General features: G+C 62.9%; 20 protein-coding genes, 3 tRNA genes and 1 rRNA gene. 16 read left to right on the forward strand and 8 right to left on the reverse strand.

Annotated features, from left to right (window positions below; genetic code table 11):
- Positions 1–56: ribosomal RNA gene (locus IEY70_RS11955) — 16S ribosomal RNA — on the forward strand; the annotation flags it as partial.
- Between the two features lie 212 nt (positions 57–268).
- On the opposite strand, the gene IEY70_RS11960 is transcribed toward IEY70_RS11955, so the two are convergent.
- Positions 269–1,378: a nitric oxide synthase oxygenase gene (locus tag IEY70_RS11960; protein WP_229777890.1), complete on the reverse strand. Its 1,110-nt coding sequence runs from the start codon at positions 1,376–1,378 to the stop codon at positions 269–271.
- A gap of 376 nt (positions 1,379–1,754) precedes the next feature.
- On the opposite strand from IEY70_RS11960, the gene IEY70_RS11965 reads away from it, so the two are divergent.
- From IEY70_RS11965 to IEY70_RS11975, 3 genes are all read left to right on the forward strand, one after another.
- Positions 1,755–2,264 (forward strand): hypothetical protein, encoded by a 510-nt coding sequence (locus tag IEY70_RS11965; RefSeq protein ID WP_189065258.1) that lies wholly within the window; start codon positions 1,755–1,757, stop codon positions 2,262–2,264.
- A gap of 129 nt (positions 2,265–2,393) precedes the next feature.
- On the forward strand, positions 2,394–2,648 hold the full coding sequence (locus tag IEY70_RS11970; protein ID WP_189065259.1) for a helix-turn-helix domain-containing protein: 255 nt from the start codon (positions 2,394–2,396) through the stop codon (positions 2,646–2,648).
- A gap of 178 nt (positions 2,649–2,826) precedes the next feature.
- Positions 2,827–6,000, forward strand: a complete 3,174-nt coding sequence (locus IEY70_RS11975) for a hypothetical protein (protein ID WP_189065260.1) — start codon at positions 2,827–2,829, stop codon at positions 5,998–6,000.
- Positions 6,001–6,217: 217 nt separating this feature from the next.
- On the opposite strand, the gene IEY70_RS11980 is transcribed toward IEY70_RS11975, so the two are convergent.
- Positions 6,218–6,454: a hypothetical protein gene (locus tag IEY70_RS11980; RefSeq protein WP_189065261.1), complete on the reverse strand. Its 237-nt coding sequence runs from the start codon at positions 6,452–6,454 to the stop codon at positions 6,218–6,220.
- 129 nt (positions 6,455–6,583) lie between these two features.
- Here IEY70_RS11980 and IEY70_RS11985 point away from each other — a divergent pair, with 129 nt between their 5' ends.
- From IEY70_RS11985 to IEY70_RS12010, 6 genes are all read left to right on the forward strand, one after another.
- The gene (locus IEY70_RS11985; protein ID WP_189065262.1) at positions 6,584–7,174 is read left to right on the forward strand and encodes a restriction endonuclease subunit S; all 591 of its coding nucleotides are present in this window, start codon (positions 6,584–6,586) and stop codon (positions 7,172–7,174) included.
- 1 nt (position 7,175) lies between these two features.
- Positions 7,176–8,585, forward strand: coding sequence for an N-6 DNA methylase (locus IEY70_RS11990; RefSeq protein ID WP_189065263.1), 1,410 nt, complete (start codon positions 7,176–7,178; stop codon positions 8,583–8,585).
- A 64-nt stretch (positions 8,586–8,649) separates the two neighbouring features.
- Positions 8,650–10,164: a type I restriction-modification system subunit M gene (locus IEY70_RS11995; protein ID WP_189065264.1), complete on the forward strand. Its 1,515-nt coding sequence runs from the start codon at positions 8,650–8,652 to the stop codon at positions 10,162–10,164.
- Complete coding sequence (locus tag IEY70_RS12000; protein ID WP_189065265.1) at positions 10,154–11,341, forward strand: restriction endonuclease subunit S; 1,188 nt, start codon at positions 10,154–10,156, stop codon at positions 11,339–11,341. Before IEY70_RS11995 ends, IEY70_RS12000 begins: the two co-directional genes overlap by 11 nt.
- Before the next feature lie 57 nt (positions 11,342–11,398).
- Entirely contained in the window at positions 11,399–14,590 is a 3,192-nt protein-coding gene (locus tag IEY70_RS12005) for a type I restriction endonuclease subunit R (protein WP_189065266.1), read from the forward strand.
- Complete coding sequence (locus tag IEY70_RS12010; RefSeq protein WP_189065267.1) at positions 14,590–15,303, forward strand: M48 family metallopeptidase; 714 nt, start codon at positions 14,590–14,592, stop codon at positions 15,301–15,303. Before IEY70_RS12005 ends, IEY70_RS12010 begins: the two co-directional genes overlap by 1 nt.
- A gap of 162 nt (positions 15,304–15,465) precedes the next feature.
- Here the strand turns inward: IEY70_RS12010 and IEY70_RS12015 are convergent, their stop codons facing one another.
- The 3 genes from IEY70_RS12015 to IEY70_RS12025 all read right to left on the reverse strand — a co-directional run bounded on the left by IEY70_RS12015 (position 15,466) and on the right by IEY70_RS12025 (position 18,706).
- The gene (locus IEY70_RS12015; protein WP_189065268.1) at positions 15,466–17,142 is read right to left on the reverse strand and encodes a site-specific integrase; all 1,677 of its coding nucleotides are present in this window, start codon (positions 17,140–17,142) and stop codon (positions 15,466–15,468) included.
- A 228-nt stretch (positions 17,143–17,370) separates the two neighbouring features.
- A complete protein-coding gene (locus tag IEY70_RS12020; protein WP_189065269.1) occupies positions 17,371–17,574 on the reverse strand; it encodes a helix-turn-helix domain-containing protein in 204 nt (67 codons plus the stop codon).
- Positions 17,575–17,815: 241 nt separating this feature from the next.
- Positions 17,816–18,706, reverse strand: coding sequence for a hypothetical protein (locus IEY70_RS12025; RefSeq protein WP_189065270.1), 891 nt, complete (start codon positions 18,704–18,706; stop codon positions 17,816–17,818).
- 652 nt (positions 18,707–19,358) lie between these two features.
- Between IEY70_RS12025 and IEY70_RS12030 the strand changes: the two genes are divergently transcribed.
- Positions 19,359–20,285 (forward strand): tyrosine-type recombinase/integrase, encoded by a 927-nt coding sequence (locus IEY70_RS12030; protein WP_189065271.1) that lies wholly within the window; start codon positions 19,359–19,361, stop codon positions 20,283–20,285.
- Positions 20,286–20,430: 145 nt separating this feature from the next.
- On the opposite strand, the gene IEY70_RS12035 is transcribed toward IEY70_RS12030, so the two are convergent.
- The 3 genes from IEY70_RS12035 to IEY70_RS12045 form a co-directional block, all read right to left on the reverse strand.
- Positions 20,431–20,507: transfer RNA gene (locus IEY70_RS12035), tRNA-Arg, on the reverse strand.
- Between the two features lie 48 nt (positions 20,508–20,555).
- Positions 20,556–20,629 (reverse strand) — tRNA-Gly (locus IEY70_RS12040).
- Between the two features lie 39 nt (positions 20,630–20,668).
- A tRNA-Pro gene (locus tag IEY70_RS12045) sits at positions 20,669–20,745 on the reverse strand.
- Between the two features lie 127 nt (positions 20,746–20,872).
- On the opposite strand from IEY70_RS12045, the gene mqnP reads away from it, so the two are divergent.
- From mqnP to IEY70_RS12070, 5 genes are all read left to right on the forward strand, one after another.
- Positions 20,873–21,739, forward strand: coding sequence for a menaquinone biosynthesis prenyltransferase MqnP (mqnP, locus tag IEY70_RS12050; protein ID WP_229777893.1), 867 nt, complete (start codon positions 20,873–20,875; stop codon positions 21,737–21,739).
- A complete protein-coding gene (locus IEY70_RS21060; protein WP_229777895.1) occupies positions 21,721–22,143 on the forward strand; it encodes a hypothetical protein in 423 nt (140 codons plus the stop codon). Before mqnP ends, IEY70_RS21060 begins: the two co-directional genes overlap by 19 nt.
- 91 nt (positions 22,144–22,234) lie before the next feature.
- Positions 22,235–22,663 carry a hypothetical protein gene (locus IEY70_RS12060; RefSeq protein WP_189065272.1) on the forward strand — a complete coding sequence of 143 codons (429 nt, stop codon included), beginning with the start codon at positions 22,235–22,237 and terminating at the stop codon, positions 22,661–22,663.
- A 201-nt stretch (positions 22,664–22,864) separates the two neighbouring features.
- Positions 22,865–23,455, forward strand: a complete 591-nt coding sequence (locus IEY70_RS12065; protein ID WP_189065273.1) for an adenylate/guanylate cyclase domain-containing protein — start codon at positions 22,865–22,867, stop codon at positions 23,453–23,455.
- Between the two features lie 49 nt (positions 23,456–23,504).
- Positions 23,505–24,182, forward strand: coding sequence for a response regulator transcription factor (locus IEY70_RS12070; RefSeq protein ID WP_010887388.1), 678 nt, complete (start codon positions 23,505–23,507; stop codon positions 24,180–24,182).
- Positions 24,183–24,288: the final 106 nt, after the last annotated feature.

The raw sequence follows: 24,288 nt of genomic DNA on the forward strand, positions 1-24,288 counted from the left end.
GGGTGAAGTCGTAACAAGGTAACTGTACCGGAAGGTGCGGTTGGATCACCTCCTTTCTATAGGTCACGTCGACAACACCAGATGCGTCAATCACGCCCCGGGCCTTCATGGTCCGGGGCGTTCTTCGTTGGACCGTGCCGCAGGCGTTCTCATCAGTGAGAGAACCGCGGTACGGTCTTTCTGTCGCGCAGTTCTGCTGTGCAGCTTGAGTGCGGGGCACCGTGGGGCGCAGTCACCAGACAGTGCGGCATACGCCTACGGGGAGCGGTTATGGATGGAAGGGGCACACGCCGGGGCGTGCGGCCTGCCACACGGGCTGCTGGGCCGTGAAGTTCGGGCGGACCTCCGTGTCGTCGTATGCGCGGTCCCACAGGGGCGTGGTGGCCGGTGCCATCGGCGGCAGCAGCCACGACCAGCGGCCCCGCACGCTGCGCCCGGCGCGGGCTTCCAGCGTCTCGAAATGCCGGAACTGCCGCGTGACCGCGTGATGGTCAGCGATGCGCACGCCGTCACGGTCGAAGGAGTGCAGGACCGCCACGTTCAGTTCCAGCAGTGCGCGGTCCACCCACAGCGAGCGGCGCGTGCGGGTGTCCAGGCCCAGCGCGGCAGCCACGGCCGGCAGCAGGTCGTAGCGGCGTTCGTCGGTCAGGTTGCGGGCGGCAATCTCGGTCTGCAGGTACCAGCCGTTGAACGGCGCAGCCTGGAACGATTCGCCGCCCACCTCCAGGGTCATGTTGCTGATGACCGGCAGGGCGTGCCAGCGCAGCCCAAGCCCCGCGATGGCCGGGCAGGTCGGGTGCTCGATGCGGACCTCGTGGACTGCGTCGGGCGGCAACTCGAACAGCTGCACCTGCCCGGCCGCCTCGATGGCCAGCGGCAGCACGTCGAAGGGCGTGCCCGGCCCGCCCGGCCAGCCCAGGCCGCGCAGGTACTCGGTCAGCGCGGCGTTCTGCGGGTCGCCGGTCACCGTGCCGTCCGGCTGGCGGTACCCGGCGTAGCGGATCAGCTGGTCGTTGTGGATGCGCACGCCGGGGCCGAACACGCTCATGGTGGGCAGGATGCGCCCGCCGTTCAGCGTGCCGTGCAGGTGCGCGAGCAGGTGCGTGAACACCCCGTCATGGTCCGTCACGTGCCGCAGGTCGTTCACACGCAGCGTCTGCCAGGGCAGGCGGCCCACGCAGCGGGTACTGTTCCGCCACGCCACCCGCGCCCCGAACGTCAGTTCCTGGGTGCTCAGGGTCAGGTGACCGTCCCGGTACAGGGCTGCCTGCCGTTGCCGCAGGCCGGGTTGCCCGGTCTCGGCGTGGTACAGGTGCAGGAATTCCAGCGCTTCGGCTTCACGCTGCGCCTGATCATGTCGCGGAACGAACGCTGGCATGGCGGACATCCTGCCGCCGCGCCGCGCGCAAAATGTCCCCACCCCCACCGCGCCCGCCGGATTGTGAAGGCAGCGCAAACCCCCCGCCCGGCAGGGGAGGGGGGCTGAGCGTGGCGCGCCCTGCAGGACTCGAACCTGCGACCGACCGCTTAGAAGGCGGCTGGGCTCGCATTCTATAGCATCCCCTCTCGAACGCCCTTATTCTGCGTTTACCGTTCTGGCGCGTGTTTTCCCTTGATCAAAAGGGAGCTTCCGTGCATGTAAGCTCCTCGCGTCTCGCGTCGTTTTGGACACGTATTTGGACACGCAGCGCGAGTCGGCAGGCCAGGAGTTCAGCACATGACAAAAAGCACACTGGGCTTTACCATGTGCCGTGATGAACGACGTACGCGAAAACATCCTGATCTACAAGCTCCTCGAGCTTGAGGACCGGGTGGGCACGTCGCTTGTTGAAGCGCGGTCACGCTCGTCGGCCTGCCATGAACATGGCAGCGATGCCGAAGAGTGGCGGCAGCGCGTCAAAAACCTAGATGACAAGGCGCGAGATGTCCACGCCCAGTTGATTGCCCTCGTCGGCGAAGACGATCTTGATCGTTGGCGACAGAATCACGCCGAATACGAGGAGGGCCGAGGCACTGACTACCCCTCCAACGTCTCGTACGAGCTGGCGGTGCTGCAGTCGGGCGCGTACTACTTCGCCTTGCTCAAACCAGTCTTTGAAGGATTCGCGCGCTTTCTCGTACACGCACTCAAGCGGGCCGAACAAGACACCTTTTCGGCATTCGTACGCGAGAAGTTGCGAGTTGCGACCGTAGAGGCGCAAACGCCGCCGCCTCTTAGCGAGCTGCCGCGTCCTCCAGTCGCGCCCCTTGCGCCTCCTCTGTAAGCAGTAACGGCGCGCCTCACGGCGCACACTGCCTCGTCGCGAACCTCACGGCTCGGTCGACAGGTTTGCTGCTGGACGTTCCAGGCTTGCCTGGAACGACACGCCCTGACAAGGGAGAGGAGGACCTGCATGGGTTCTCAGGCACACGATGTCGCTAAGAGAAGCGACCACTACAAGACGCTCGCGCTACGCGACTTCATCAGTCGGGAGTACCAACGCATCGAGCAGATCGCCGAGTTCGGCTCGGTATCCAAAGGCACGGTGTACAAGGCGGTCAAGGAAGGCCAGCTGCCCGTCAAGAAGTACACAGCGCGCTTGTTTCGCGTTCGAACCGTCGACGCCTTGAAGTGGCTCGGTATCGACTTTTCTGAGGACACGCAGTGAAGCGGTATCCGCGGGAAGCGGGCACCGCGTCGAACCGGCCGCAAAAGCCTACTTTCAGCCTACCGCCGACTCACTCACGAGGACGCGCGAAGATCGCACGATCTTCGGCTCGCTTGACGAAGCTGCGCACGACTGCAGGTAAGGGCGACATCAAGGCACAGCATGCATGGAGCGCGAGATGAGCGACTTCTTGGGCGAGGCGGCCCGGCAGGCCATCGCACACCCGAACAACTCGCCGCGTGCGCTGCTCGCCTGGCTTTTTCCGGACGCCGACCTGTCGGGCCTCAACGCGCACGGCGTTGGCGTAATCCGTAGTCCGCTTCGCGCAGACGACGAGCACCCGTCGTTGTCATGCGGACGAGCAAGAGACGGCATGGCGCTCCTGCGCGACCACGGCGGCGCGCAGGACAGCTTCAATGCCATCTCGCTCGTCGCGCAGGTGCTAGGTATCCCCAACGGGCAAGCGGTGCAACTGCTGATCGAGCGAGCCGGAGTGATTGAGCAGCTGACCGCTCCGCTCCCGCTACGTCAGAATGCGCTAAGACGCGCTCCGCGCTCCAGTCCTGGAGTTACGCTGCGCGCCGCTCAAAGTAAGCGGTCGGGCGAAGAGCGCCGCGACGCGCTCACGGCCCTCGACGGATGGGAAATCGTCGAGATCGAGGAAGATAGCCCTCAACGCGAGATGCTGCTGCAGCGCGGACTACTGCTTGCCGTGCACTTGCAATTACTGAGCGCTTACCGCTTCACGGGCCGCGCTCGAACGCCCGGAGGAGAGCCTCGGCGCATCGCGCTGCCTCGGAAAGTGCAAGCCGACGCGATCGGTTTCGTCGTAAGCGATCCGCACGGCGAAGCGGCGGGCGTCAAATTTCGCAATCCGGGTGCGAAAGAAGAGCTCAAACGTCAAGGTCTTGATCGATACCACATTCCAGGAGGCCAGGGCTTGCACGCGTGGTGCTCGCCCACCCTGCTGAGCCCTGACGTCACCCACGAGGTGTGGGTGGAAGGAGAGCTCAACGGGATCGCGATCGCGACCGCAGTGCACGTTGCGGGACTTGAGCACATTGCGGTTCAAGGGCTAGCAGGAACGTCGGGCAAGCCATGGGTGCTGCACGACCTGAGCTCCCGGAACGTGTTCATCTACACCGATCCGGACAAAGCAGGCGAGAAGGCCCGACAAAGGTGGGAAGGCGTCGCACACGACCTCGGCGCGACCGTCTATCGGCTGCCTCCCTTGCAAACGGGTCAACCTGAGTACGACGCCGCGGCGTTCCTCGAATCACAGGTCACACCCGATCAGCCGCTCGATCCATCAGGTGCGCTTGCTCTCGCCGAGTGGCTCACGCGTCAAGTGGACGAAGGCACATCGCAGGCCGTGGTTGAGGCGTCTTCCCATGAGGCTGTGCGCCAGGAGCCCAGCGACCTCTCGTGGGGCGAGGGCTTGCGTTGCGGATCGTACGCGATCGCCGACGGCTGTATCGTGCAGTTCAAGGCCGTCGAAGGGCAAGAGACCGCGCGGCTCCTCATGGGCTTCACGGCACGCATTATGGAGGAGGTCCTGCGCGACGACGGAAGTGACCACCCGACCCGGTCGTACCTTATCAAAGGCTGGAGTCGAACCGGACAGCCGTTCGCGCCGATCCATGTACCCGTCGAGCAGTTTCCGGCGATGACCTGGATCCACCAGTGGGGCTTGGACGCGTTTATGGCTCCCGGTGGGCACGTCAAGGACCACGCGCGGGCCGCCATTCAGCTGCTCTCGCAAGCCGTGGGTGCTCGACGGTCAACGACCTACTTGCACACGGGGTGGCTCGTCGTTGAGCCACACGGTCCCGTGTACCTGACCGCCGACGCTTGCATTGGCGCTGGTGGCGCTGTGGACAGCCTTGACGTTCACTTGGAAGCAAAGCTCGCGTTCTTCGCGCTGCCAGCTCCTCCTGAGGGTGAGGAGCTGCGCGCGGCAGTTCGCGCTTCACTCGATCTGCTCACGCTCGGCCCGCTGCACGTGACCGTTCCGATGTTGGGATTGACGTACCGTGCCCCGCTCGGCCCTGTCAACTTCACACTCTGGCTCAACGGCACAACCGGCTGGGCCAAATCGGCGCTTGCCGCCATTTACCAAACGCACTTCGGCCCTGAGTGGCACTCGGGAAATTTTCCAGGATCGTGGTCCAGCACGGCAAACGCTCTGACGACGGTGGCGTATTCCGCCAAGGACGTCTTGTTCGTGATCGATGACTTCAAGCCTGAAGGTTCAGCGGATATCGCGAAGACCGCACAAGCTCAAGCGTCGAGTATTTTGAGCGCGGTTGGCAATCAGGCGGGTCGCAGCCGCTTGTCCGCCGACGGCGTGACCGTTCGGACGGGGCCGTACCCAAGAGGAAGCGTCCTCTCGACAGCGGAAAGCACCCCACGTAAGTTGTCCGATGTGGCGCGCACGGTGACCGTCGACCTGACCGGGTCCCTGTTGAGTAAAGAGAACCGGCCAGACGCGTCGGAAGCATTTGACGCCGCTGCTCGCAAGGGTGCGCAGGGCGTGTACGCACGCGCCACGAGTGGGTTCGTACGCTGGATCGCTCAGCACTACGCTGAGCTCACGGGCGAGGCGTTGAGGCGGCGCGTGCGCGCTACCTCAAGAGGTTTTGCGGCACCGCACAACCGCACGCCTGACAACCTGGCGGAACTCGCGGAGGGGTGGCGAGCTTTTTTGTCCTTCGCGCGGTCGATTGACGCCGTGAAGGCTTATGAGGCAGACCGCTTGTGGCGACAAGTGCACCGTGCGCTGCGAAATCTCGCAGCTACGCAAGCGCAGCATCTCGAGGCCACAGACCCCACCGTGCGTTTTCTTGAATTGCTGGGCATGGCCTTTCGGACGCAGAAAGCGTACGTCGAAGATGGACATCATGGTGGAGCGCCTGCCGAGGACGCGGAGACGCTGGGTTGGGAGAGGTACTCCTCCGAGCACGGCGACACAGTCACGCCAGGACGCCACGCCGAGAAGGTCGGGTATTGGATGCGCATCGATAACCAGCCGTTCCTCTGCTTGGAGCCTGAAGCGGTGTATCGCGTCGTAAACAAAATCGCCGACGGCTCCGGTCACGCCCTACCCTCGCCGAAAGCCTTGTGGTCGAGTTTAAAGGCCGCGCTTTCACCGAAGGGGGCCATCATCTGCGAGAAGGACCGCGCTCTGCACTACCGACAGGTGTACAACGCCCCCGACCGGGTGCGCCTCCTGCACGTGAAATGGCCCCTCCCAGATCTTGAACGGGACGAACGGGACGCCGGCGAGGAAACAGGCGTTGAGACGACGGAAACCTTTGTCCCGTTCTGTTTCTCTTCCAACGGGACAAAGTAAGTAAATCGGGACAGAAGGGGAGAGGAGGCCGTGCTAGAGAGTTTCCTCTCTGTCCCGTTCCCTTCCTCATTGGCACAGACTTTTCGCTGTTCGCCAACTTCCGCGCCGCCTTTGGAGAAGAGCACGCTCAGGTTGAAAGGACCGGCGCTTTAAGCCACGCTATCCAGAACGTTGCGCCCGCATCCACTTTGCCTTCCACCCACACCTGCCCGCACGATCAGGCAGCCCACTGGCCATCGCGGTAGGTCAGGCGGTAGACGGTCAAGATGACGTCGTCTTGGACGACGAGGTTGACGTTCCCACTGCCGTACAGGCGGGCGTGTCCGGGCAACGGGCGGCGGAAGCGGGCGTTGCGAGCGATGTGCTTGAGGTGCACATTGGCGGCGGCAGGAGAGAGGTTGCCAGCAAAGCGCTCGATGTAACGGCGGACGGCGTGTTCGCTAGGTTGAAACATAGGTAATCCTCCTGGGCCGCCAGAACCTCGCGGTGCAATCACCCTACATATTTTTGCATTTGGCGTCAAGTGTTTAAAAAAATCAAGTAAAGTGTTGACTCAGTCGTGCCCACGTGTCATGCTGATAGCGTGAACGAGCAGACCTACCAGCTCAGCCAGCTCGGGAAGCTCAGCCAGGGGCTTTCCTTCTCCCGCTACATCAAGGAGGGCGGCCAGAACGTCCGCATCCTGCAGGTGGCGAACCTCGATGGCCTCGACGTTCGCCCGCGGCCCGAAGACCGGCAGGAACCACTCGACCCCGAACGCGCCCATGCCGCACTCGTCCATCCGGGGCAGGTGCTGATTGCCCTGCGGACCACTAGCCTCAAGGCGGCCGTGGTGCCGCACGACCTCACTAACGCGATCGCGAGCAACAGCCTCACCGTGCTCGAGGTAAACCCAAACCGCGCCGACCCGTACTTTCTCGCCGGACTGCTGCGCTCGGACGTCATGCAACGCCGCGTCGCGCCGCTATTCACCGGGGTCACCGTGCAAGGCATTCCGCTGTCGCGCTTCAAGGATCTCACGGTGCAGCTACCGCCGCTGGACAAGCAACGAGCGTTCGTTGAGGGCTTCCGCGCCATTGATGCGTACCGCCAGGAGGCCGAGAACGTCATCAGGCTGCGCGATGAGGAACTCAACGCCATGCTGCGCCCGTATGCCCTCGAGGAGCACGCCTGACATGCAAAGCACCCTGACGAACGCGACGTTCTGGCCGATCTTCGATGAGCTGCGCGGCGCCCTTCCCGCGCCCTACACCCACGCGGTGCCCACCATCGGCGCCCTCGCACTGCTACACGCCGGCGCGCAGTACCGTGAGGTCTTCGCGTCGCTCGGCGTGACCTTCGACGAGGACCTCGGGCATACCCTGCAGGACCTGCAGTTCACCCCGCGCGCGTTCAGCGACGCTCTCAAACGCGTCGCGAACGTCAACAAAACGCTGTCGGACCTTCCGCAGCTGTCCGAAACGAGTCGGCTGCCCGAGCACCTGCTGCCCCGCCTGAACCTCGGGGTCGGCAAGGTGATCGCCCGCGCGGCGCTCCTCGCCCCTGACCTCGCCGGCCTCCTCAGCGTCGGCGTGGCTTACACCGAGCTGCTAGAGCAGCTCGCCCGCGATGGCAAGTACGGCGGTGGTGAGTCAAGCACGCCCGCCAGCCTCGCCGAACTGCTGATCGACCTGCTCGAAGTGCAACCTGGAATGCGCGTGCTCGACCCCACCCTCGGCAACGCCCACATCTTCGTGGCGCTCGCCCGCCGCTTGAGAGGAGAAGGTCACGACGCGAACAGCGTCGAGTACGTCGGCCAGGAGATCAACCTCTCCGCGACGCTCACCGCCAAGGTCCACCTGCTGCTCAATGGCGTTTCGCGTTTCACGGTGCATCACGGCAACGTACTCACCGAACCGAAGACCGCCTTGGGCGCTTTCGACCGCGTGCTCGCCGACCCGCCCTTCGGGATGATCGCCCAGCACGTCGCGACGCGCGTCGAGCAGGACCCGCGGTTCGTGCTGAGCGGCAACCGCATGCCCCGCTCGGCCGAGTGGCTGTTCATGCAGCACGGCCTGACCGCCCTAAAGCCCGGCGGTCGAGCGGCCTTCGTCACCGCGCACGGCCCGCTGTTCCGCGCGGGCACCGAAGAGCAGATCCGCTCCGCCTTCTCCAGTAGCGGCTGGCTGAGCGCCGTGATTGCCCTGCCGAGCGCGCTGTATGCCAACACCGGCCTGCCGGTCGCCGTGACCATCTTCGAGCGTCCCGCACCCGATGGCCGAAAGCAACAGGACGTCGTGATGATCGACGCCAGCTTGCGCGGAACCAAGGAAGGTCGTCTGCAGACCCTCGGCGCCGCCACCCGCAAGGAGCTGGCGACACTGGTGAAGGAGCGGCGCGATCAAGAAGAGCTCTCGCGCGTCGTGACCCCCGCCGAGATCCACGCGAACGCCGAGGCGTGGCAACCCAACCAGTACATCAGCAAGCCCGCCGAGGACGAGCGCAGCCTGAACAGCATCCGCGCTGATCTGGAAGCTGCGCAAATGCGCCTGCAGCAGGCCGAAACGCGCTTGCACAAGGCGTTCGCGACCCTCGACAATCACTGACACGCACGCTGGCGGGATGACGAGCACCCCCCAATCACACCCCCACCTGGAGGACTCACCTGTTATGAACGAACCAACCACCCGAATTCAGCAAGTGGAAATCAACAACGTCCTGTGGCGCGCTTGCGACACCTTCCGCGGTACCATCGACGCCAGCGAGTACAAGAACTATATCCTGACGATGCTGTTCCTGAAGTACATCAGCGACGTCTGGGCCGATCACTACGCGAAACTCAGAGAGGAGTACGGCGACGATGACCAGCGCATCCGCCGCCGCCTGGAGCGCGAGCGGTTCGTGCTGCCTCAAGGCACCAGCTACTACGACCTGTACGACGCCCGCGGTGAGGACGACCTCGGCGAGCGCATCAACAAGGCCCTCGAAGCGATCGAGGACGCCAACAAGACCAAGCTGGCTGGGGTGTTCCGCAACATCGACTTCAACAGCGAAGCTAACCTCGGCCGCACCAAGGACCGCAATGGCCGCCTGCGCAAGCTGCTCGAGGACTTCGCCGACCCACGCCTCGATCTCAGCCCAATGCGGATCGGAAACCTCGACGTGATCGGCAACGCCTACGAGTACCTGATCGGCAAGTTCGCTGCTGGCGCCGGCAAGAAAGCCGGAGAGTTCTACACGCCGCCGGAAGTTTCAGAACTTCTCGCCGAGCTGGTGAACCCGCAGCCAGGCGACCGGATCTGCGACCCAACCTGCGGCAGTGGCTCGCTGCTGATCCGCGCTGGCGATCAGCTGCGCAAGCGCGGCGTCACCAACTTCCGCCTGCTGGGGCAGGAAGCGAACGGCAGCACGTGGGCGCTCGCGAAGATGAACATGTTCTTGCACGACGTCGACGGCGCGCGCATTGAGTGGGGCGACACCATCCGCGAGCCGAAGCTGCTCGAGGACGACCAGCTGATGAAGTTCGAGGTCGTCGTCGCGAACCCGCCGTTCTCGCTCGACAAGTGGGGTGCGGACGACGTTGAGGGTGACCCGTACAAGCGCTTCTGGCGCGGAGTTCCGCCTAAAGATAAGGGAGATTTTGCCTTTATTAGCCACATGATTGAAACCACAACGTCAGATGGACGCGTAGGGGTTGTTGTGCCTCATGGAGCACTCTTTAGGGGTGGCAGCGAGGGACAAATCCGTCAGCAGCTTATTGATGAAAACTTGGTCGATGCAATTGTGGGTCTGCCTGTCAACCTGTTTTACGGGACTGGAATTCCTGCCGTCATCATGGTACTGAAGAAATCAAAAGATGATAACTCCATTGTATTTATTGATGCAAGTCGGGAATTTGAAAGCAATAAGTCAAAGAATAGGCTTCGCGCGGATGGGATCGAAAAAATTGTGTCCGCATACATTTCTCGTTCCAACATTGAAGGATTTTGCGAAGTAGCGAACACTACCGTAGTCAAGGAGAATAACTACAATCTTACGATAAATAAGTATGTCTCTGTCTTGGAAGAGGTAGTGGATTACGATATTTTAGAGATTGAGGGAGAGATATTGGAGTTAGAATCACAACTTAACACAATACGACAAAATATTAAGACTGTTCTAAAGGAGTTGGAGCATGGAAATTAAATCAAAAAGGGGGGTCAAGCTAGTAGAGATTCTTATGAGTAGAAACGTCAGGCTTTCGCAGACAGAATCACTTCGATTGTACTCCCTTACAATCGAGAATGGTATTACTCCCAAGAGTGAGAGGTATGATAGGGAACATCTGGTTAAAGATGTGAAAGAAAAAAAGTATAAGATAGTTAAGCCGAATGACATTGTGTATAATCCAGCAAATTTGAGATGGGGGGCAATAGCAATATCAAGAGAAAACTGTGATGTCCTCGTATCTCCAATTTATGAAGTTCTATCAGTGGTTTCTGATAATAATCCCCGTTATGTTTATTACGCGGTATCGGAGCCCAGACAAATTAAAAGATTTGCTTCTATGATTGAAGGCACAGTTGTCGAAAGAATGGCCGTCAAATTAGAGGCATTCTTAAAGACTACTATATCACTCCCTTCGAGAGAAACACAAGATTCAATTGTTCATACTATAGACACGTGGGACGGCGTGATCAGTGTTGCTGAAAATTTATTAAAAGCAAAACGAAAAAGGTGGAGCTATCTAGCAAGGAAAATGATTAAAAATCCTATCAATAATCCATATAATTGGGAGATAGTCGCACTCAGCGAACTCTTTGAAAGAGTAAAAACAAAAAATACTCTAGGCAACGACAATGTGTTAACAATTTCTGGCTCACTAGGGTTAGTCAGCCAAGTCGAATACTTTAATAAAAGCGTAGCTAGCTCGGATCTTACTGGCTACTACTTCATAAAACGCGGTGATTTTGCGTATAATAAGAGCTACTCCAACGGGTATCCATATGGAGCGATAAAGCGCCTTGATAGATATGATTGCGGTATTGTATCAAGTCTATATATCTGCTTAAGACCGAAAAACAATCAGTGCCACTCGGACTACTTTATGCACTACTTTGAAGCCGGCCTTCTTAATTCAGAAGTTGCAGAGATCGCGAGAGAAGGTGCGAGAAATCACGGCTTACTTAACGTGGGAGTAAAAGACTTTTTTAGCCTGAAAGTTTGCGTCCCTCCAATCGAATATCAAGAGAAAATTGCATCAGTGCTCACTAAAGCAAATGAGGAAATTGAGATTCTCGAGAAATACTTAGATCTTTTGAAAAAACAACGACAGGGACTAGTAGCCGATTTAGTTTACAACAGGCGAGTTGTAAACATATAAAAACTCAAAATTTATAGCTTTACTTGTGTCAATCGCTCGAACACCGAAGATAAGGAGATGCCTGTGACTACCCCCGCCGCTCGTCCGAGCGACTACCTCGAGGACCTCGTCAGCATCCTGCCGGCCGTGCAGCTGATGCAGAACCTCGGGTACACGTACCTCACGCCCGCCGACACCGTGCGCCTGCGCGGTGGGAAGCGCGGGCGGGTGGTGCTGACCGAGGTACTGCGCGAGCAGCTGGCGAAGCTTAATTCGTTCGAGTTCCGCGGCGCTCGGCATGCGTTCAGTCCGGTGAACATCGACCGGGCGGTGGACGCCATCGCCGCGATGCCGTACGAAGCGCTGCTGACCACCGCGGAGAAGCAGCATGACCTGCTGACGCTCGGCATTGGCCTCGAGGAAACCGTCGACGGGTACACCCGCAGCTTCCAGCTGCAATACGTCGACTGGGAGCGCCCGGAGCGCAACGCGTACCACGTGACGGACGAGTTCGAGGTGGAGCGGCAGCGCAGCACCAGCACCCGCCGGCCGGACGTGGTGGTGTTCGTGAACGGCCTGCCGCTCGTGGTGATCGAGTGCAAACGCCCGGATATCAAGCTCGCCGTGAAAGAAGCGATCAGTCAGCACCTGCGCAACCAGAAGCCGGGGGAGATCCCGGAGCTGTTCACCACCGCGCAGCTGCTGTTCGCGGTGGCGCAGAACGCCGCGCAGTACGCGACGACCGCGACGCCCGCCAAATACTGGTCGGTGTGGAAGGAGGAAGGCGACCACGAGAAGGAACTGCTCGACCTGGTGAACCGACCGCTCAGCAACAAACAAAAGGAGAAAATGTTCTCCGAGCGTGAAGGCTGGCTGCGCGTCCGCGCGGAGGAACTGTGGGCGGCCGGGCAGCGCCTGCCGACCGCGCAGGACCGACTGCTGCACGGCTTGCTGCGGCCCGAGCGGCTGCTGGAGTTCGTACGCGGGTACGTGCTGTTCGACGGGAAGATCAAGAAGGTCGCGCGGCATCAGCAGTTCTTCGCGATCAAGGCGACCGTGAACCGCGTGAAGACCCTGCGCGCTGATGGGTCGCGGCAGGGCGGGGTGGTGTGGCACACGACCGGCAGCGGAAAGTCCCTGACGATGGTGATGCTCGGCAAAACCATCGCGCTGGACAGGGAATTGCCGCACCCGAAGATCGTCCTGGTCACCGACCGCGTCGACCTCGACAAGCAGATCCACCGGACCTTCAAGGCGACGGGGAAGAGCGTCGCGCGCGCCGGCAGCGGCAAGCACCTGCTGGAGCTGCTGTCCGGCAAGGCGGCCGAGAAGCCTGACGTCATCACGACGATCGGGAAGAAGTTCGAGTCGCTGACTCGCGAGAAGTTCATTTTCGACGCACGCGACGTGTTCGTCCTGGTCGACGAAAGTCACCGCAGCCAGTACGGCAAGACCGCGGCGCTGATGGAAAACGTCCTGCCGCGCGCCTGCTACATCGGCTTCACCGGTACGCCGCTGCTCAAGGCGCAGAAGAGCACCGCCGCGAAGTACGGCGGGTTCATCCACACCTACACCATGCGCCAGGCGGTGGAGGACGAGGCGGTCGTACCGCTGCGCTACGAGGGTCGCATGAGCGAGCTGCGTGGCGACCAGGTGAACCTCGACAAGTGGTTCGACCGCATCACCAAGGGCCTCACCGATCCGCAGAAAGCCGACCTGAAGCGCAGGTTCCAGCGTGAAGAGGAGCTGTTGAACGCCGAGCAGCGCATGGCGGAAGTCGCGTACGACATCGGGCAGCACTTCAAGCTGCACTTCGCCGGCACGCCCTTCAAAGGGCAGTTCGCGGTGAGCAGCAAGGCCGCCGCGCTGAAGTACAAGAAACTGTTCGAGGGCTTCGGGGACGTACGGGTCGAGGTGGTGATCAGCGCTCCCGACACCCGTGGCGAGCACGAGACGGTCGATGACGAGGACACCCCGGAAGTTCAGGTGTTCTGGAAGGGGGTGATGGCGAAGTACGGCAGCGAGGAAGCCTACCTCGACGGCGTGATCAGCGCCTTTGACAGCGACGACGGTCCGGACATCCTGATCGTCGTGGACAAGCTGCTGACCGGCTTCGACGTGCCTCGCAACGCCGTGCTGTACCTCGACAAGCGGTTGCGCGAGCACAACATCCTGCAGGCGATCGCGCGCGTGAACCGCCTGTACGACGGCAAGGACGCCGGCCTGGTGGTGGATTACCGCGGGGTGTTCGGCGCGCTGAACGAGGCCCTCGACACCTACGCCGCCCTCGAAGCGCAGGGCTTCGACCGGGAGGACATCGACGGCTCCCTCACCGACGTCAAAGAGGAGATCGCGAAGCTCGCGTCACGTCACGCAGACGTCTGGCGGGTCTTCAACGGCGTCGAGAACAAGCGTGACAGCGAGGCGATGCAGCAGCACTTGGGGCTGCAGGACGTCCGCGAGGAGTTCTACCGCACCCTGACCGCCTTCGCGAAGACCCTGCAACTCGCCCTCGGGCACGCTCCGTGGCACAGCGACACGCCTGAAGAGCGCCAGCGGACGTACACGAACGACTTGAAGTTCTTTTTGAACCTGCGCGCGGCGGTGAAGCAGCGGTACGGGGAAAGTGTCGACTACAGCGCCTTCGAAGCGCAGCTGCGCAACCTGGTGAATCGCTACGTCGGCGCCGAGGAAGTCAAGACCATCGTCGAGCCGGTCAGCATCTTCAACGTTCCCAGCTTCGAGCAGGAACTCGACGAGATCGAAGGGGAGGCTGCCAAGGCGGACGCGATCGCCTCGCGGGTGAAGCGCACCTTGACTGAGCGGATGGAGGAGGATCCGGCGCTGTACAAGCGGCTCGGGCAGATGATCGAGGAAGCGATCGAGGAGCATCGTGCCCGGCGCCTCAGCGACGCCGAGTACCTGCAGCGGATGCTCGACCTGCTCGACACCACCCGCAACAGCGGCGCGAGCGGCGGGCCGAATACTTTGCAGGGTCGCGAGGAGGCCCGCGCGTACTACGGCGTGCTGAAAGAGCACCTGGAACTGCCCGACGAGCGGCTCGCGAAGCTCGCGATCGACATGGAGCTCACGCTAGCCGCGCGGAAGATCCGCGACTGGACAACTGACCCCGACGTACACAAGGCGATGCTCAATGACCTCGACGATCTGCTGTACGCCCTCAAGAAGGAGGACGTGAACCTCGACTTCAAACAGATGGACGAGATCACCCACCAGGTGCTGGGGGTTGCGCAGGCGCGGGAACGTTGATGCAGCTGGACGTGCAGTACGGCCGCACCCGCGTGAACTTCACGCTGCGTTACGCGCGCCGCAAGACCCTCGCGATTCACGTGCACCCCAGCGGTGAGGTGGAGGTCGTCGCGCCTGAAGGCACCAGCGTCGACGCCGCGCGCGCACGGGTCGCGCGGCGCGCCGCGTGGATCGTACAGCAGCAACGGACCTTCGCGCAGTACCCACCCCCCTTGAGTGCGCGTGAGTACGTGTCGGGGGAGACGCTGCGGTACCTCGGCCGGCAATACCGCCTGCGGATCGAAGAGGGCGCCGAGCACATCGCACTGCGGCACGGCCGCCTCGTCGTCACGCTCCCGGATACGCGAGACGCCCAGCTGCGAGCCGCGCTCGTGGAACGCTGGCGGCGCGCCCGGGCGGACTTCGTGTTCAGGGAAGTGTACGCGCGGGCGCTGCAGCTCGTCGAGCCGATCGGAATCAAGCACGAGCGCGGTGTGGAGATCCGCCGCCTGGAGAAACGCTGGGGCAGCTGCAGCCGCAGCGGGCGAATCCTGCTGAACGGCCAGCTGATCGCCGCGCCGCGTGTCTGCATCGAGTATGTGATCGTGCACGAACTGTGCCACCTCGCCGAGCACCACCACGGCCCCGCCTTCTACCGCCTGCTCACCACCGTCCTGCCTGACTGGGAAGCGCGCCGCGACACGCTGAACCGCCTCGTCGAACTGCCCGCCTGACCGCAGGCTGCCATGCATCAAATGCTCCCGACCGCGCTCCGCCAGCTTTTGAAGTAGGGCGTCGGCGGCAGTGCTTCAGACGCAACAGGCTTTCGCACGGAAGAAACGTCGTGTCCATCACGCGTACCATTTCCTTGCGAATCCCCTCCCGTTTGCTACCCCTTACTTCCTCAAGCTTTTGAAGTAGGACACCAGCTCCGGCGCGTCGTCGGCAAGCTCCTCAACGTAGTGTTTCAGCACCGTCTCGGGCTTGTCACCAAGCAGCTTCGCCGCCAGCAGGATGCCGGGTGCGCCGAGCGTGCGAATGCAGTAGGTGGCGACTATGTAGCGCGAGTCGTGCGGCGAGAATCGCTCTTTTCGAACTTCGGCCGCCAACTGGACCATGCCTTTCGCGAGGGTTTGCTCGGAGCCTTGTCCAGCCTTGAGGGACGTGCTCTTACGAATCAGTACCGGAAAGACGCTGGGCAGGTCGCGCTCGAAGTCCGGCCCAAACCATGAGGCCAGGAAGTCGCGGTACTCGTCGATGTACGCCGACACCTCGGTCGAGTACGTGAACTCGTACGTGTTGGGCTCATCGTGACGGAACTTGACCTTGAGGATGCTTCCGGATGCCGTGATGCGCCAGCGGCCGTCGGTCAGCTTTGTCAGGTGCTGCCAGCGCAGCAGCGTCAATGTGCGGATGCGCAGGGGTGTTTCCGAACTGATGCCGAACATCGTCGCGCTGCGCTTGCGATTGAACGTCGTGCGAATCGTCGGCGCGAGCGTGCCTCGCTTGGCGGTGCGCCGCGCGGGCGTATGAAAGGCGACGTCGCGAATCTGACGTAAGTCAAGCGGCGTCCACTTGGGCGCGTCGGCGCGCTTGACGTGTTTGCCGGAGCGTTTGCCTTGCTTTACAATGTCGCGTCCTTGAGCGTAAAAGCTTTTGCGCAGCCGGTTGCACGCCTCGAAGCGCGCCTCTCGCTCGGACGCAGAACGTCGTTGGTGTTGAAACGCTGTGTGTGGCGTCGGCTCGTCGGTGATCGGGTCGTACTGTTCGGTCGCGACAAGGTACCGCACGACCCCCGCGAGCATCAAGGCCGTCTGGCCTGCTCCAGCGTAGCCCCCAAGCGTCTCCTCGGTATTGTCGTTGACGCCGAGGTGCGCTTCGAAAAAGTCGCTCAGTTCGTGCTCAGAGATCAGGTCGATGAGGTGCGCGCACGGTCTGCCACCTTCGAGGCGCCACTTCACGAATTGTCCCAGGTGAGAGCGCAGCGCCACGATAGAGCGCTCGGCCAACGGGTCGGGCCGGTACTTCTTCTGCTCGGGTGGCAGCGTGGGCTTGGCCAGCCACACTTGGTATGTTTCAAGCTCGTGTCGCAATGATTCGGGCCACTGCTTGTAGCGCATGCGCGGTCGCTGCTTGCCCGCCTTGCGCTGCTGAACGAGGAAGTGGCCAGATTGAAAGTTATCCTCTCGAGTGGCGGTGAAGCATCGCGCCACGGCGCGAGCGTATGACTTCATGTTGCGAATGCTGTCCGAACTGGGGAGGGCTTTGCCTTTCTCGGCCGCTTCGAGCGAGGCGCCGCGCTCGACGTGCTTGCCGATCTCCTCAGGTGGAAGTTGTAGCAGCGCCGCGGGTGTTGCGGCCAGGTTGCCGCGGTGGCCCGCACCGTAGCTCAATAGCCGCAATGCACGGCAGTAGTTGTCGAGGGTGGACGGTGTTTGTGCTCGATTGAGGCGCTCTGGATGCTTGGATGAGGCTGCATCGAGCCACTCGGCGTAAGCTTCGTCGAGCCAAGCGGCCGGAGCACGTTTGGGCGGCGCGAGGACGGCAGTGGAGCGGGATGGCATGGTCGTCATGTTGGCTCTCCTTTTTTACGATGTCAACGTAAAGGCATAGATTGTTTTGCTGTTGACAAAAGGCAGGAAGGGACAGGAAGGGCTTCTCAAGGGTCACTGAGACGGCAAAACGCGAGCCGTCCGACATGTGCCGGACGGTAAAGGGACAACAGGAGACAGCAGAACTTAAAAAAAGAGCGTCTCGGAACAAAAACAGCGTGCTGAACGTGCTCCTTCCAGAGCCTGCGTTTATGCCTGTTGATCGAGGTAGGAGCGGTGAACGCGGCGGCGCCTGCCGATCAGGCGGCTGGGGATCGTGCCGTCCTGCAAGCGACGCTTCACCGTTCGCACGCTGAGCTGCAGGCTGGCCGCAAGCTGCTCAGTAGTTAGCCACACCGCGTCGGACGGAATGGGACAGGAGGGGGGTGAGGTGGGGCTGGTTTTCTGCGGCATACATCCTCCTTCAGCCCGTCGCGCGATGACGAGCAGGCCGAACCAACGAGCAGCCGCGCTCAAGCTTCCCTGAGCGCGGCTGCTCGTTGTTGTGCCCGGTGCCATCTAGGGACGCGTCGGACATCTTGCTGTAGTTTGCGGGCCACAACCTCGCGTTTCAAACTATTTAGTCCAAACGGGCCTGACATCCCGTACGACCGTGCAAGCTTCTTGATTGACCGCCCTCTCGGTTGGCGTACCCTTACTCGACTGCTCGCTCCTCAAGCACGCGATCGATGAACGCCCGTACGTCTGGAGCAGTGAGGTACAAAGCGAGCAGGTCGAGGTGCAGGTATGCGAGCGTGCGCTCCTCGTCGGGCAAGCTCCGATGTAAGGCGGCGTTAGCTTGCACGGTTGTTCGATAACTGAGCTGCGTCACGCCGTCTCGCAACGTCGGCGCGCCGTCGTTCGGAATGCCGCAACGGCGCAGCAATTCACGGATGCGGCGCGCGTCCTCGGACTCCACGCCCTCGCCGTCCTTCGCGTACCGCGTGTTCTGCGCGGCTTTGACTCGAATGCGCACTTCTGGCACGGCGAGGTACGCGAGCACGAGCGTCGTGTGCAGCGTGTTGCGCGAACCGCCCTTCGGTGCTCGCACCTTCCACGCGTCGTCGAGAGCGCCTTCGAACGCGCGCGTGGCGCGGTAGCTCACCTGCATCCGCGCTTTCGGCAGCGGCAGGCGCGTGAGCCACGGCACATACAGTCGTTCGGCAAGTGCCCGCATCTTCGCCGCTGCAGACCCGTGGATAATCGAGGGTGCAGCCGGGCGTGCCTCAGCGGCTTCGCGAGCGGGCGAGAAGGAGCGCGGAAAGATGTCTTCGCGATTGTTCTCTACGGCTGGACGGCGAAGCTGTTGCGCGTCGAGACGGTCCAGCTCGCTGCCCGTGCCGCGGAGGAGGCGCGCGTGGCCTTGCAGATGGCCGCGCAACGCGCGTTCGAGTGGTCGAGTTTCCTCGTGCAACGACCACATGCCCGCCTTGAGAGCGAGGCTGCGCACTTCGGCGTCGCTGAGCGGCATGAAGGTGGGGAGGAGGCGCGCGAGGTACGCGCGGGCGGCGTGCAGGTTGCGGCGATCTTCGTCATGGTCAGTCATGGTGCCTCCTGCCCTGCGAGCTCGCGGGGCAGCACACACTTGACCAGGAGCGCTCACATAGTCAAGCCCGTCCAGCACAGCTTTTTCACATGCTGCAGCGGGCTGCAAAGCTTCAGCGCAATTTGGTCGAGCGGCCCGTTCGTCCCAGCGGAAGCATCTCCTGGCCGCGTCGTCCCGCTTCGTCAGCCGCCCGAACGGGACCAGCGTTTTCCTGCGCCTAGTGCGGCAAAATAGCTATGTCCTGCCTGCGCCATCACTTCGCGTCGGGACAAGAAAAGGTACGTCTGAGACGCGAAGGAACGGCGTTCGTCCCGTTTGTCCCGATCATTTTGAGGAAGGAACGTCTCTCTTTCTCTGCGAGTGGCGTCAACCTGTCAAAACGCGCCTTCGAACTTACCATGACCGAATGACACAACAAACTGGAGGGTCGCCACAACGGCCGTCTACGTCCACGCGCAGAAAACATCACGAAGGCACATTGCAGGCGCTGCCGTCCGGCAACGTTCGGTGGCGGATCAGCGTAGTGATCAACGGCGAGTCGTACCGCCTTACTGGGACGGCACCCACGGAAAAGCAAGCACGCGCGGCTATGCGGAAGGCGGCCGCAAGAGGCGTCATTCCCCCGCCCGCTCACTTGCTCTTCGGAGAGTGTGTGGACAACTGGCTAAGGAGCCGCGAAGGCATCGGCGAAAAGACGCGCAACAACTATGCCGCGCTGCATCGCCTGCACGTGCAATCTCGCTTGGGGGCGCGCCGCCTCCGCACGATCACGCCCGCCGTGCTACGCGAGTTTCTGACTGACCTGCGTCTCGAGAAAGGCTTGAGCGCGAGTTCTCGGCGCCAAGTCTTCACAGTCGTGTTCGGCGCGCTCAAGCAAGCGGTACACGACGGCCTGCTGCCGCACAACCCGGCGGTAGGGTTGCGGCCGGTGGTCAAGAAGCGGAGCTCGGATCAATTGCCCGCGTACACGTACGAGGAGGCGAAGCGTTACCTCGCAGCCGCCATAGACGGACACAATCGACCGGGGGAGGTGCTGGCGCTGCTCATGCTGACCGGCTTGCGCAAAGGTGAAGCGCTGTACCTCAAGAGTGACGCGGTGGTGCTGGACAGCCCGGATTCGCACTTGTTCGTGCGAGGAACGCGCTCGCAAGACGGCGCGAACGTCTACGAGACAGAAAGCGCCAAGACGCGCAAGAGCCGCCGCAAGGTGCCCCTCGATGAGGAGGCAGTGGCGCTGCTCAAAGCCGTGCGGTCGCGGACCGAGGAGGATTTGCGCGGGCTTGGCGTGGCGGTGCCGATGTACGTGTTCTCGACGCTGCGCGGCACGCCGTACCGACCGGACAACCTACAGCGCGTTCATGTAGCCGTGTGCGAGCGCGCGGGCGTCCGCAGGATCCCTATCCACGGCCTTCGGCACACGTACGCGTCTTTGGCCGCCGCAAGCGGCATGAAGATCGAGGTGCTGTCGCGCGTGATGGGGCACGAGTCGCCTGCGTTCACCATGGAGCAGTACCGCCACCTCTATCCGGACGAACTGAGGTCTGTGTCGCTTGGCTTGTGGACACCTCAAACCCCTTGACAGGATGACGAAGAGGGAGGGGAGAGCGCCTGAGGAGGGCGCAGTGCAGAAAGTGCTATTTGGACACGTTTTGGACACGCCGCACTTTGGAGGGTCGGAAATCGCATGTCGTAAAAAAAGAACCTCGTCTTGGACGAGGTTCTTTTGGCGCGCCCTGCAGGACTCGAACCTGCGACCGACCGCTTAGAAGGCGGTTGCTCTATCCAGCTGAGCTAAGGGCGCGTGCGTGGGGGAGGAAAGGAAAAGGGCTCCCGTGTGAGGGAGCCTTCCTGGAGCGGGATCACGGATTCGAACCGAGGCCAGAAGCTTGGAAGGCTGCTGTGCTACCACTACACCAATCCCGCGTGCGGCGCGCTGCGTTGTGCTGCCTGTGAAGGTCAGTCTGGTCGAGGCGACTGGATTCGAACCAGCGACCCCTTGGTCCCAAACCAAGTGCGCTACCGGCCTGCGCTACGCCTCGTCAAGCAACGCGCGCCCGAGCACTATAGCAAAAAGATTGCGAGTGGATAGGGGGTCTGGGGGCTGCCGGGGGCGTATTCTGCGGCATTGTGAGTGAAGGCGTCGTGGGAACCGGAGTGAAGTCGCGCGTGAAAACCTACCTGGATCTGGTGAAGTTCGAGCACACGGTGTTCGCCCTGCCGTTTGCGTACGCGGGAATGCTGCTGGCCAGCATGCAGCACAGCGGCACGGGCTGGCCCGGCTGGAGCGTGCTGATCTGGGTGACGGTCGCCATGGCGGCGGCGCGCACGGCGGCGATGGGCGCCAACCGCGTGATCGACCGCTTCATCGACGCGCGCAATCCGCGCACGGCGGGGCGGGAGGTGCCGAGCGGGAAGGTCAGTCCGGCGCAGGCGTGGACGCTGGTGATCGTCAGTCTGATCGTGATGGCGTTCGCGGCGGCGCAACTGAACCCGCTGTGCCTGGCGCTGCTGCCGCTGGCGGTGGTGTTCCTGATCGGTTACCCGTACACCAAGCGGTTCACGTGGCTGTGCCATGCGTGGCTGGGCGTGACGGACGGCGCGGCGGCGGCCGGAGGGTGGATTGCCGTGACCGGCGAGTTCGCGCCGCCCGCCTGGGCGTTGTGGGCGGTCGTGATCTTCTGGATGATCGGCCTGGACGTGATCTACGCCACCATGGACCGTGACTTCGACGTGGCGAACGGCGTCCGGAGCATTCCGGCGCGTTTCGGGATTCCGCGCGCGCTGCGGATTGCTGCGGCCAGTCACGCGCTGACCTTCGCGTTGCTGCTGCTGGTGGGTGTACTGGCTGGCGCGAGTTTCTGGTATTACCTGGCGGCGCTGGCGATGGGCGGCATCCTGCTGTTCGAGCACCGCATCGTGAATCCGGACGACTTGGCGAAGGTGAATGTGGCGTTCTTCGACGCGAACATGTGGCTGGCGCTGACCATGCTGGCCGGGGTGATCGTGGACGTGGCGTGGCGCACCCTGACCTGACTGGACCGGGCGCGCCGGAGGGCGCCGACCTGTCCTCGTTGCGGGCGTTGGTGCCGCGTGCGGCGGCGCAGGCCTTCGCGGACGGCGACGACCGCCTGACCGCGACCCTGCTGCAACGCGCCCGTGACGCCTGCGAGCCGGGCACGCTGGCCTGGGCGGTGCTGGAACGCCTGCTGGGGCTGGCGTTCATTCACGTGCAGCGTGAGGTCGAGGGCACGTTCGCGCTGGAGCGGGCGGACGCGCTACTGGACGAACTGTGCGGCGCGCAGGGCAGTTCGCAGGGCAGTCAGGTCCGCCCTGACCTGGAATGGTTGGACCTGGAGTGGTTGGACCTGGACGAGTCCGGAGGGAACGGCGCTGAGGGGGCCAGGGCCGTGCCCGGCGTGCCTGGGCGTGGCACTTGAACGGATCTGGCCCGGCGTGCGCCGGGGCGTGCGCTAGACTTCCGGGAATGTTGATGTCCGTGCGCTGGCTGGTCAGGGGTGGGGGAGCGCGGTGACGCTGGAAACGTCCGAGCAGGAGTTCACGGCGCGGTTCGGGGCGTTCGCGGCGGACGGGACGCTGTACCCGCAGCGCGAGGGCAGTCCGCTGCTGGAGTTCGCGGCGGGCGGGCGGGTGCTGTACCTGTTCGACCGTTCCGGGCCGTACGCGGCGCTGCCGGGGCCGGGGCGGGTGGTGGTGCACGGGGTGCTGGACCCGCAGGGGACCCTGGCCGCGCCGGGTGGGCCCGAGACGCTGGCGGTGCTGGGCGTGTCGGGTGTGGAGGGCGTGGGGCGGGTGCTGGCGGCGTTGCCGGGGGCGCTGGTGGTGCAGGCGCGGTTGCCGCTGGTGCTGGGCAGTTTCGGTCCGTTGCCGGAGGTGCCGGTGGGTGGGTGGCTTGCGTTCCGGACCCTTCCGCCGCTGCATGGCTTTCTGGTGCCGTAGGCCGGCGCGGCACTCCAGCGCGGCAGTCTGGTGCAGTAGCCTGTCAGATTGGCGGGTGGGAACGGAAAGGTCAAGACCACTCGGGGGTATGTTCCTCACGGAGTGACAGATTCGGTGTGAATTGTTCCCCACAACTGTTTGACGTCGTTGAATTCCGATCTTCCGCTGCCGCTCCTCTTCATTCATCATGAAGGTACCCTTATGGCTGACCTGCTGCTTCCCCTTCCCGGTGCCCACGACAGCACCCACGCGTGCTTCGTGCTGGTCGACCTGGTCGGCAGTACCGCCATGGCGCAGCAGCTTCCGCTGCGCAACTACCAGACACTCATGCAGGAATTCGTGCAGGTCATGATCCTGAGCTTCGAGGCACGCGGCGGCGAGGTCCTGCAACACCAGGGCGACGCCGTGCTGGCCTGGTGGCCGCTGCAACAGGCCGCGCAGGCCTGCGCCGCCGCCCATGACGCCCACGGCCGCGCCGCCCGCCTGACCCTGGCCGCCAGCCTGGGCCAGCGCCTGCACCTGCGCGCCGGGGTCTCCGGCGGCGAGGTCATCATGGGCGTCGTGGGCGGCCAGAACAGCGCCTACGGCCTGCCCGTCAACTACGCCACCCGCCTGTGCGACGCCGCCGAACCCGGCCAGACCCTGGTCTGCGACGCCGTGCTGAGCAGCGCCCCCGGTGTCCGCACCGAACCGTACCAGCCGCTGCACCTGCAGGGCTTCGGTGAGAACTGCTGCGCGCACCTGCTGCTGCCGCCGCTGAACGCAGGCCCGCGCACTGCGGATGAAAGCTGATTAAGCGCTGCGGCCCTCTTCTCATGAGAACGGTCCCTAGACTGGCCGCATGGAACGCAAGCCCCTGGTCCTAGTTATCGAGGATGAGAAAGACATCGCTCGGTTCATTGAACTCGAACTCGCCGCCGAAGGGTACGCCACCGAAGTCGCCTTCGACGGCGTCACCGGCCTCTCCAAATTCCGTGAAGTCAACCCCGACCTCGTCATCCTGGACCTGATGCTGCCGGTCCTCGACGGCCTGGAAGTCGCGCGCCGCATCCGCAAGACCAGCAACACCCCCATCATCATCCTGACCGCCAAGGACGGCATTCAGGACAAGGTGGAGGGCCTTGACAGCGGCGCCGACGACTACCTGATCAAGCCGTTCTCCATCGAGGAACTGCTGGCCCGCGTGCGCGCCCACCTGCGCCGCGTGAACCCGGCCGTGACCGGCGAGGTCCGCGTGGCCGACCTGGTCATGAACCTCGACGGCCGCGAGATCTTCCGTGGCGGGCGCCGCGTGGAACTGTCCGCCAAGGAATTCGAACTGCTCGAACTGCTGGCCCGCAACCCCGGCAAGGTCTTCTCGCGCTTCGAGATCGAGGAGAAAGTCTGGCCCGAGTACACCGGCGGCAGCAACGTCGTGGACGTGTACATCGGGTACCTGCGCCGCAAACTGGAAGAGGGTGGCGAGCGCCGCCTGATCCACACGGTGCGCGGCGTCGGCTACGTGCTGCGCGAGGAGTAACCGCACCCGCCCCGGCGTTCCGCGTGACCGCAGTCCACAGCCCCCACACCGTGCGGGGCGCGTGGACTGCGGTCACCTGCTCTGCCCCGCGTTCCTCATGGTGCGG

The sequence above is a fragment of the Deinococcus seoulensis genome, assembly GCF_014648115.1.
Taxonomy (GTDB): Bacteria; Deinococcota; Deinococci; order Deinococcales; family Deinococcaceae; genus Deinococcus; species Deinococcus seoulensis.

Excerpts from the sequence above, each read along its gene's own strand:
- IEY70_RS11960 (WP_229777890.1), bottom strand. The coding sequence starts at position 1,378 with ATGCCAGCGTTCGTTCCGCGACATGATCAGGCGCAGCGTGAAGCCGAA.
- IEY70_RS12010 (WP_189065267.1), top strand. The coding sequence starts at position 14,590 with ATGCAGCTGGACGTGCAGTACGGCCGCACCCGCGTGAACTTCACGCTG.
- IEY70_RS11970 (WP_189065259.1), top strand. The coding sequence starts at position 2,394 with ATGGGTTCTCAGGCACACGATGTCGCTAAGAGAAGCGACCACTACAAG.
- IEY70_RS12065 (WP_189065273.1), top strand. The coding sequence starts at position 22,865 with ATGGCTGACCTGCTGCTTCCCCTTCCCGGTGCCCACGACAGCACCCAC.
- IEY70_RS12005 (WP_189065266.1), top strand. The coding sequence starts at position 11,399 with ATGCCTGTGACTACCCCCGCCGCTCGTCCGAGCGACTACCTCGAGGAC.
- IEY70_RS11975 (WP_189065260.1), top strand. The coding sequence starts at position 2,827 with ATGAGCGACTTCTTGGGCGAGGCGGCCCGGCAGGCCATCGCACACCCG.
- IEY70_RS11965 (WP_189065258.1), top strand. The coding sequence starts at position 1,755 with ATGAACGACGTACGCGAAAACATCCTGATCTACAAGCTCCTCGAGCTT.
- IEY70_RS12020 (WP_189065269.1), bottom strand. The coding sequence starts at position 17,574 with ATGCCGCAGAAAACCAGCCCCACCTCACCCCCCTCCTGTCCCATTCCG.
- IEY70_RS11990 (WP_189065263.1), top strand. The coding sequence starts at position 7,176 with ATGCAAAGCACCCTGACGAACGCGACGTTCTGGCCGATCTTCGATGAG.
- IEY70_RS12070 (WP_010887388.1), top strand. The coding sequence starts at position 23,505 with ATGGAACGCAAGCCCCTGGTCCTAGTTATCGAGGATGAGAAAGACATC.
- IEY70_RS12000 (WP_189065265.1), top strand. The coding sequence starts at position 10,154 with ATGGAAATTAAATCAAAAAGGGGGGTCAAGCTAGTAGAGATTCTTATG.
- IEY70_RS11995 (WP_189065264.1), top strand. The coding sequence starts at position 8,650 with ATGAACGAACCAACCACCCGAATTCAGCAAGTGGAAATCAACAACGTC.
- IEY70_RS11980 (WP_189065261.1), bottom strand. The coding sequence starts at position 6,454 with ATGTTTCAACCTAGCGAACACGCCGTCCGCCGTTACATCGAGCGCTTT.
- IEY70_RS12015 (WP_189065268.1), bottom strand. The coding sequence starts at position 17,142 with ATGACGACCATGCCATCCCGCTCCACTGCCGTCCTCGCGCCGCCCAAA.
- IEY70_RS12025 (WP_189065270.1), bottom strand. The coding sequence starts at position 18,706 with ATGACTGACCATGACGAAGATCGCCGCAACCTGCACGCCGCCCGCGCG.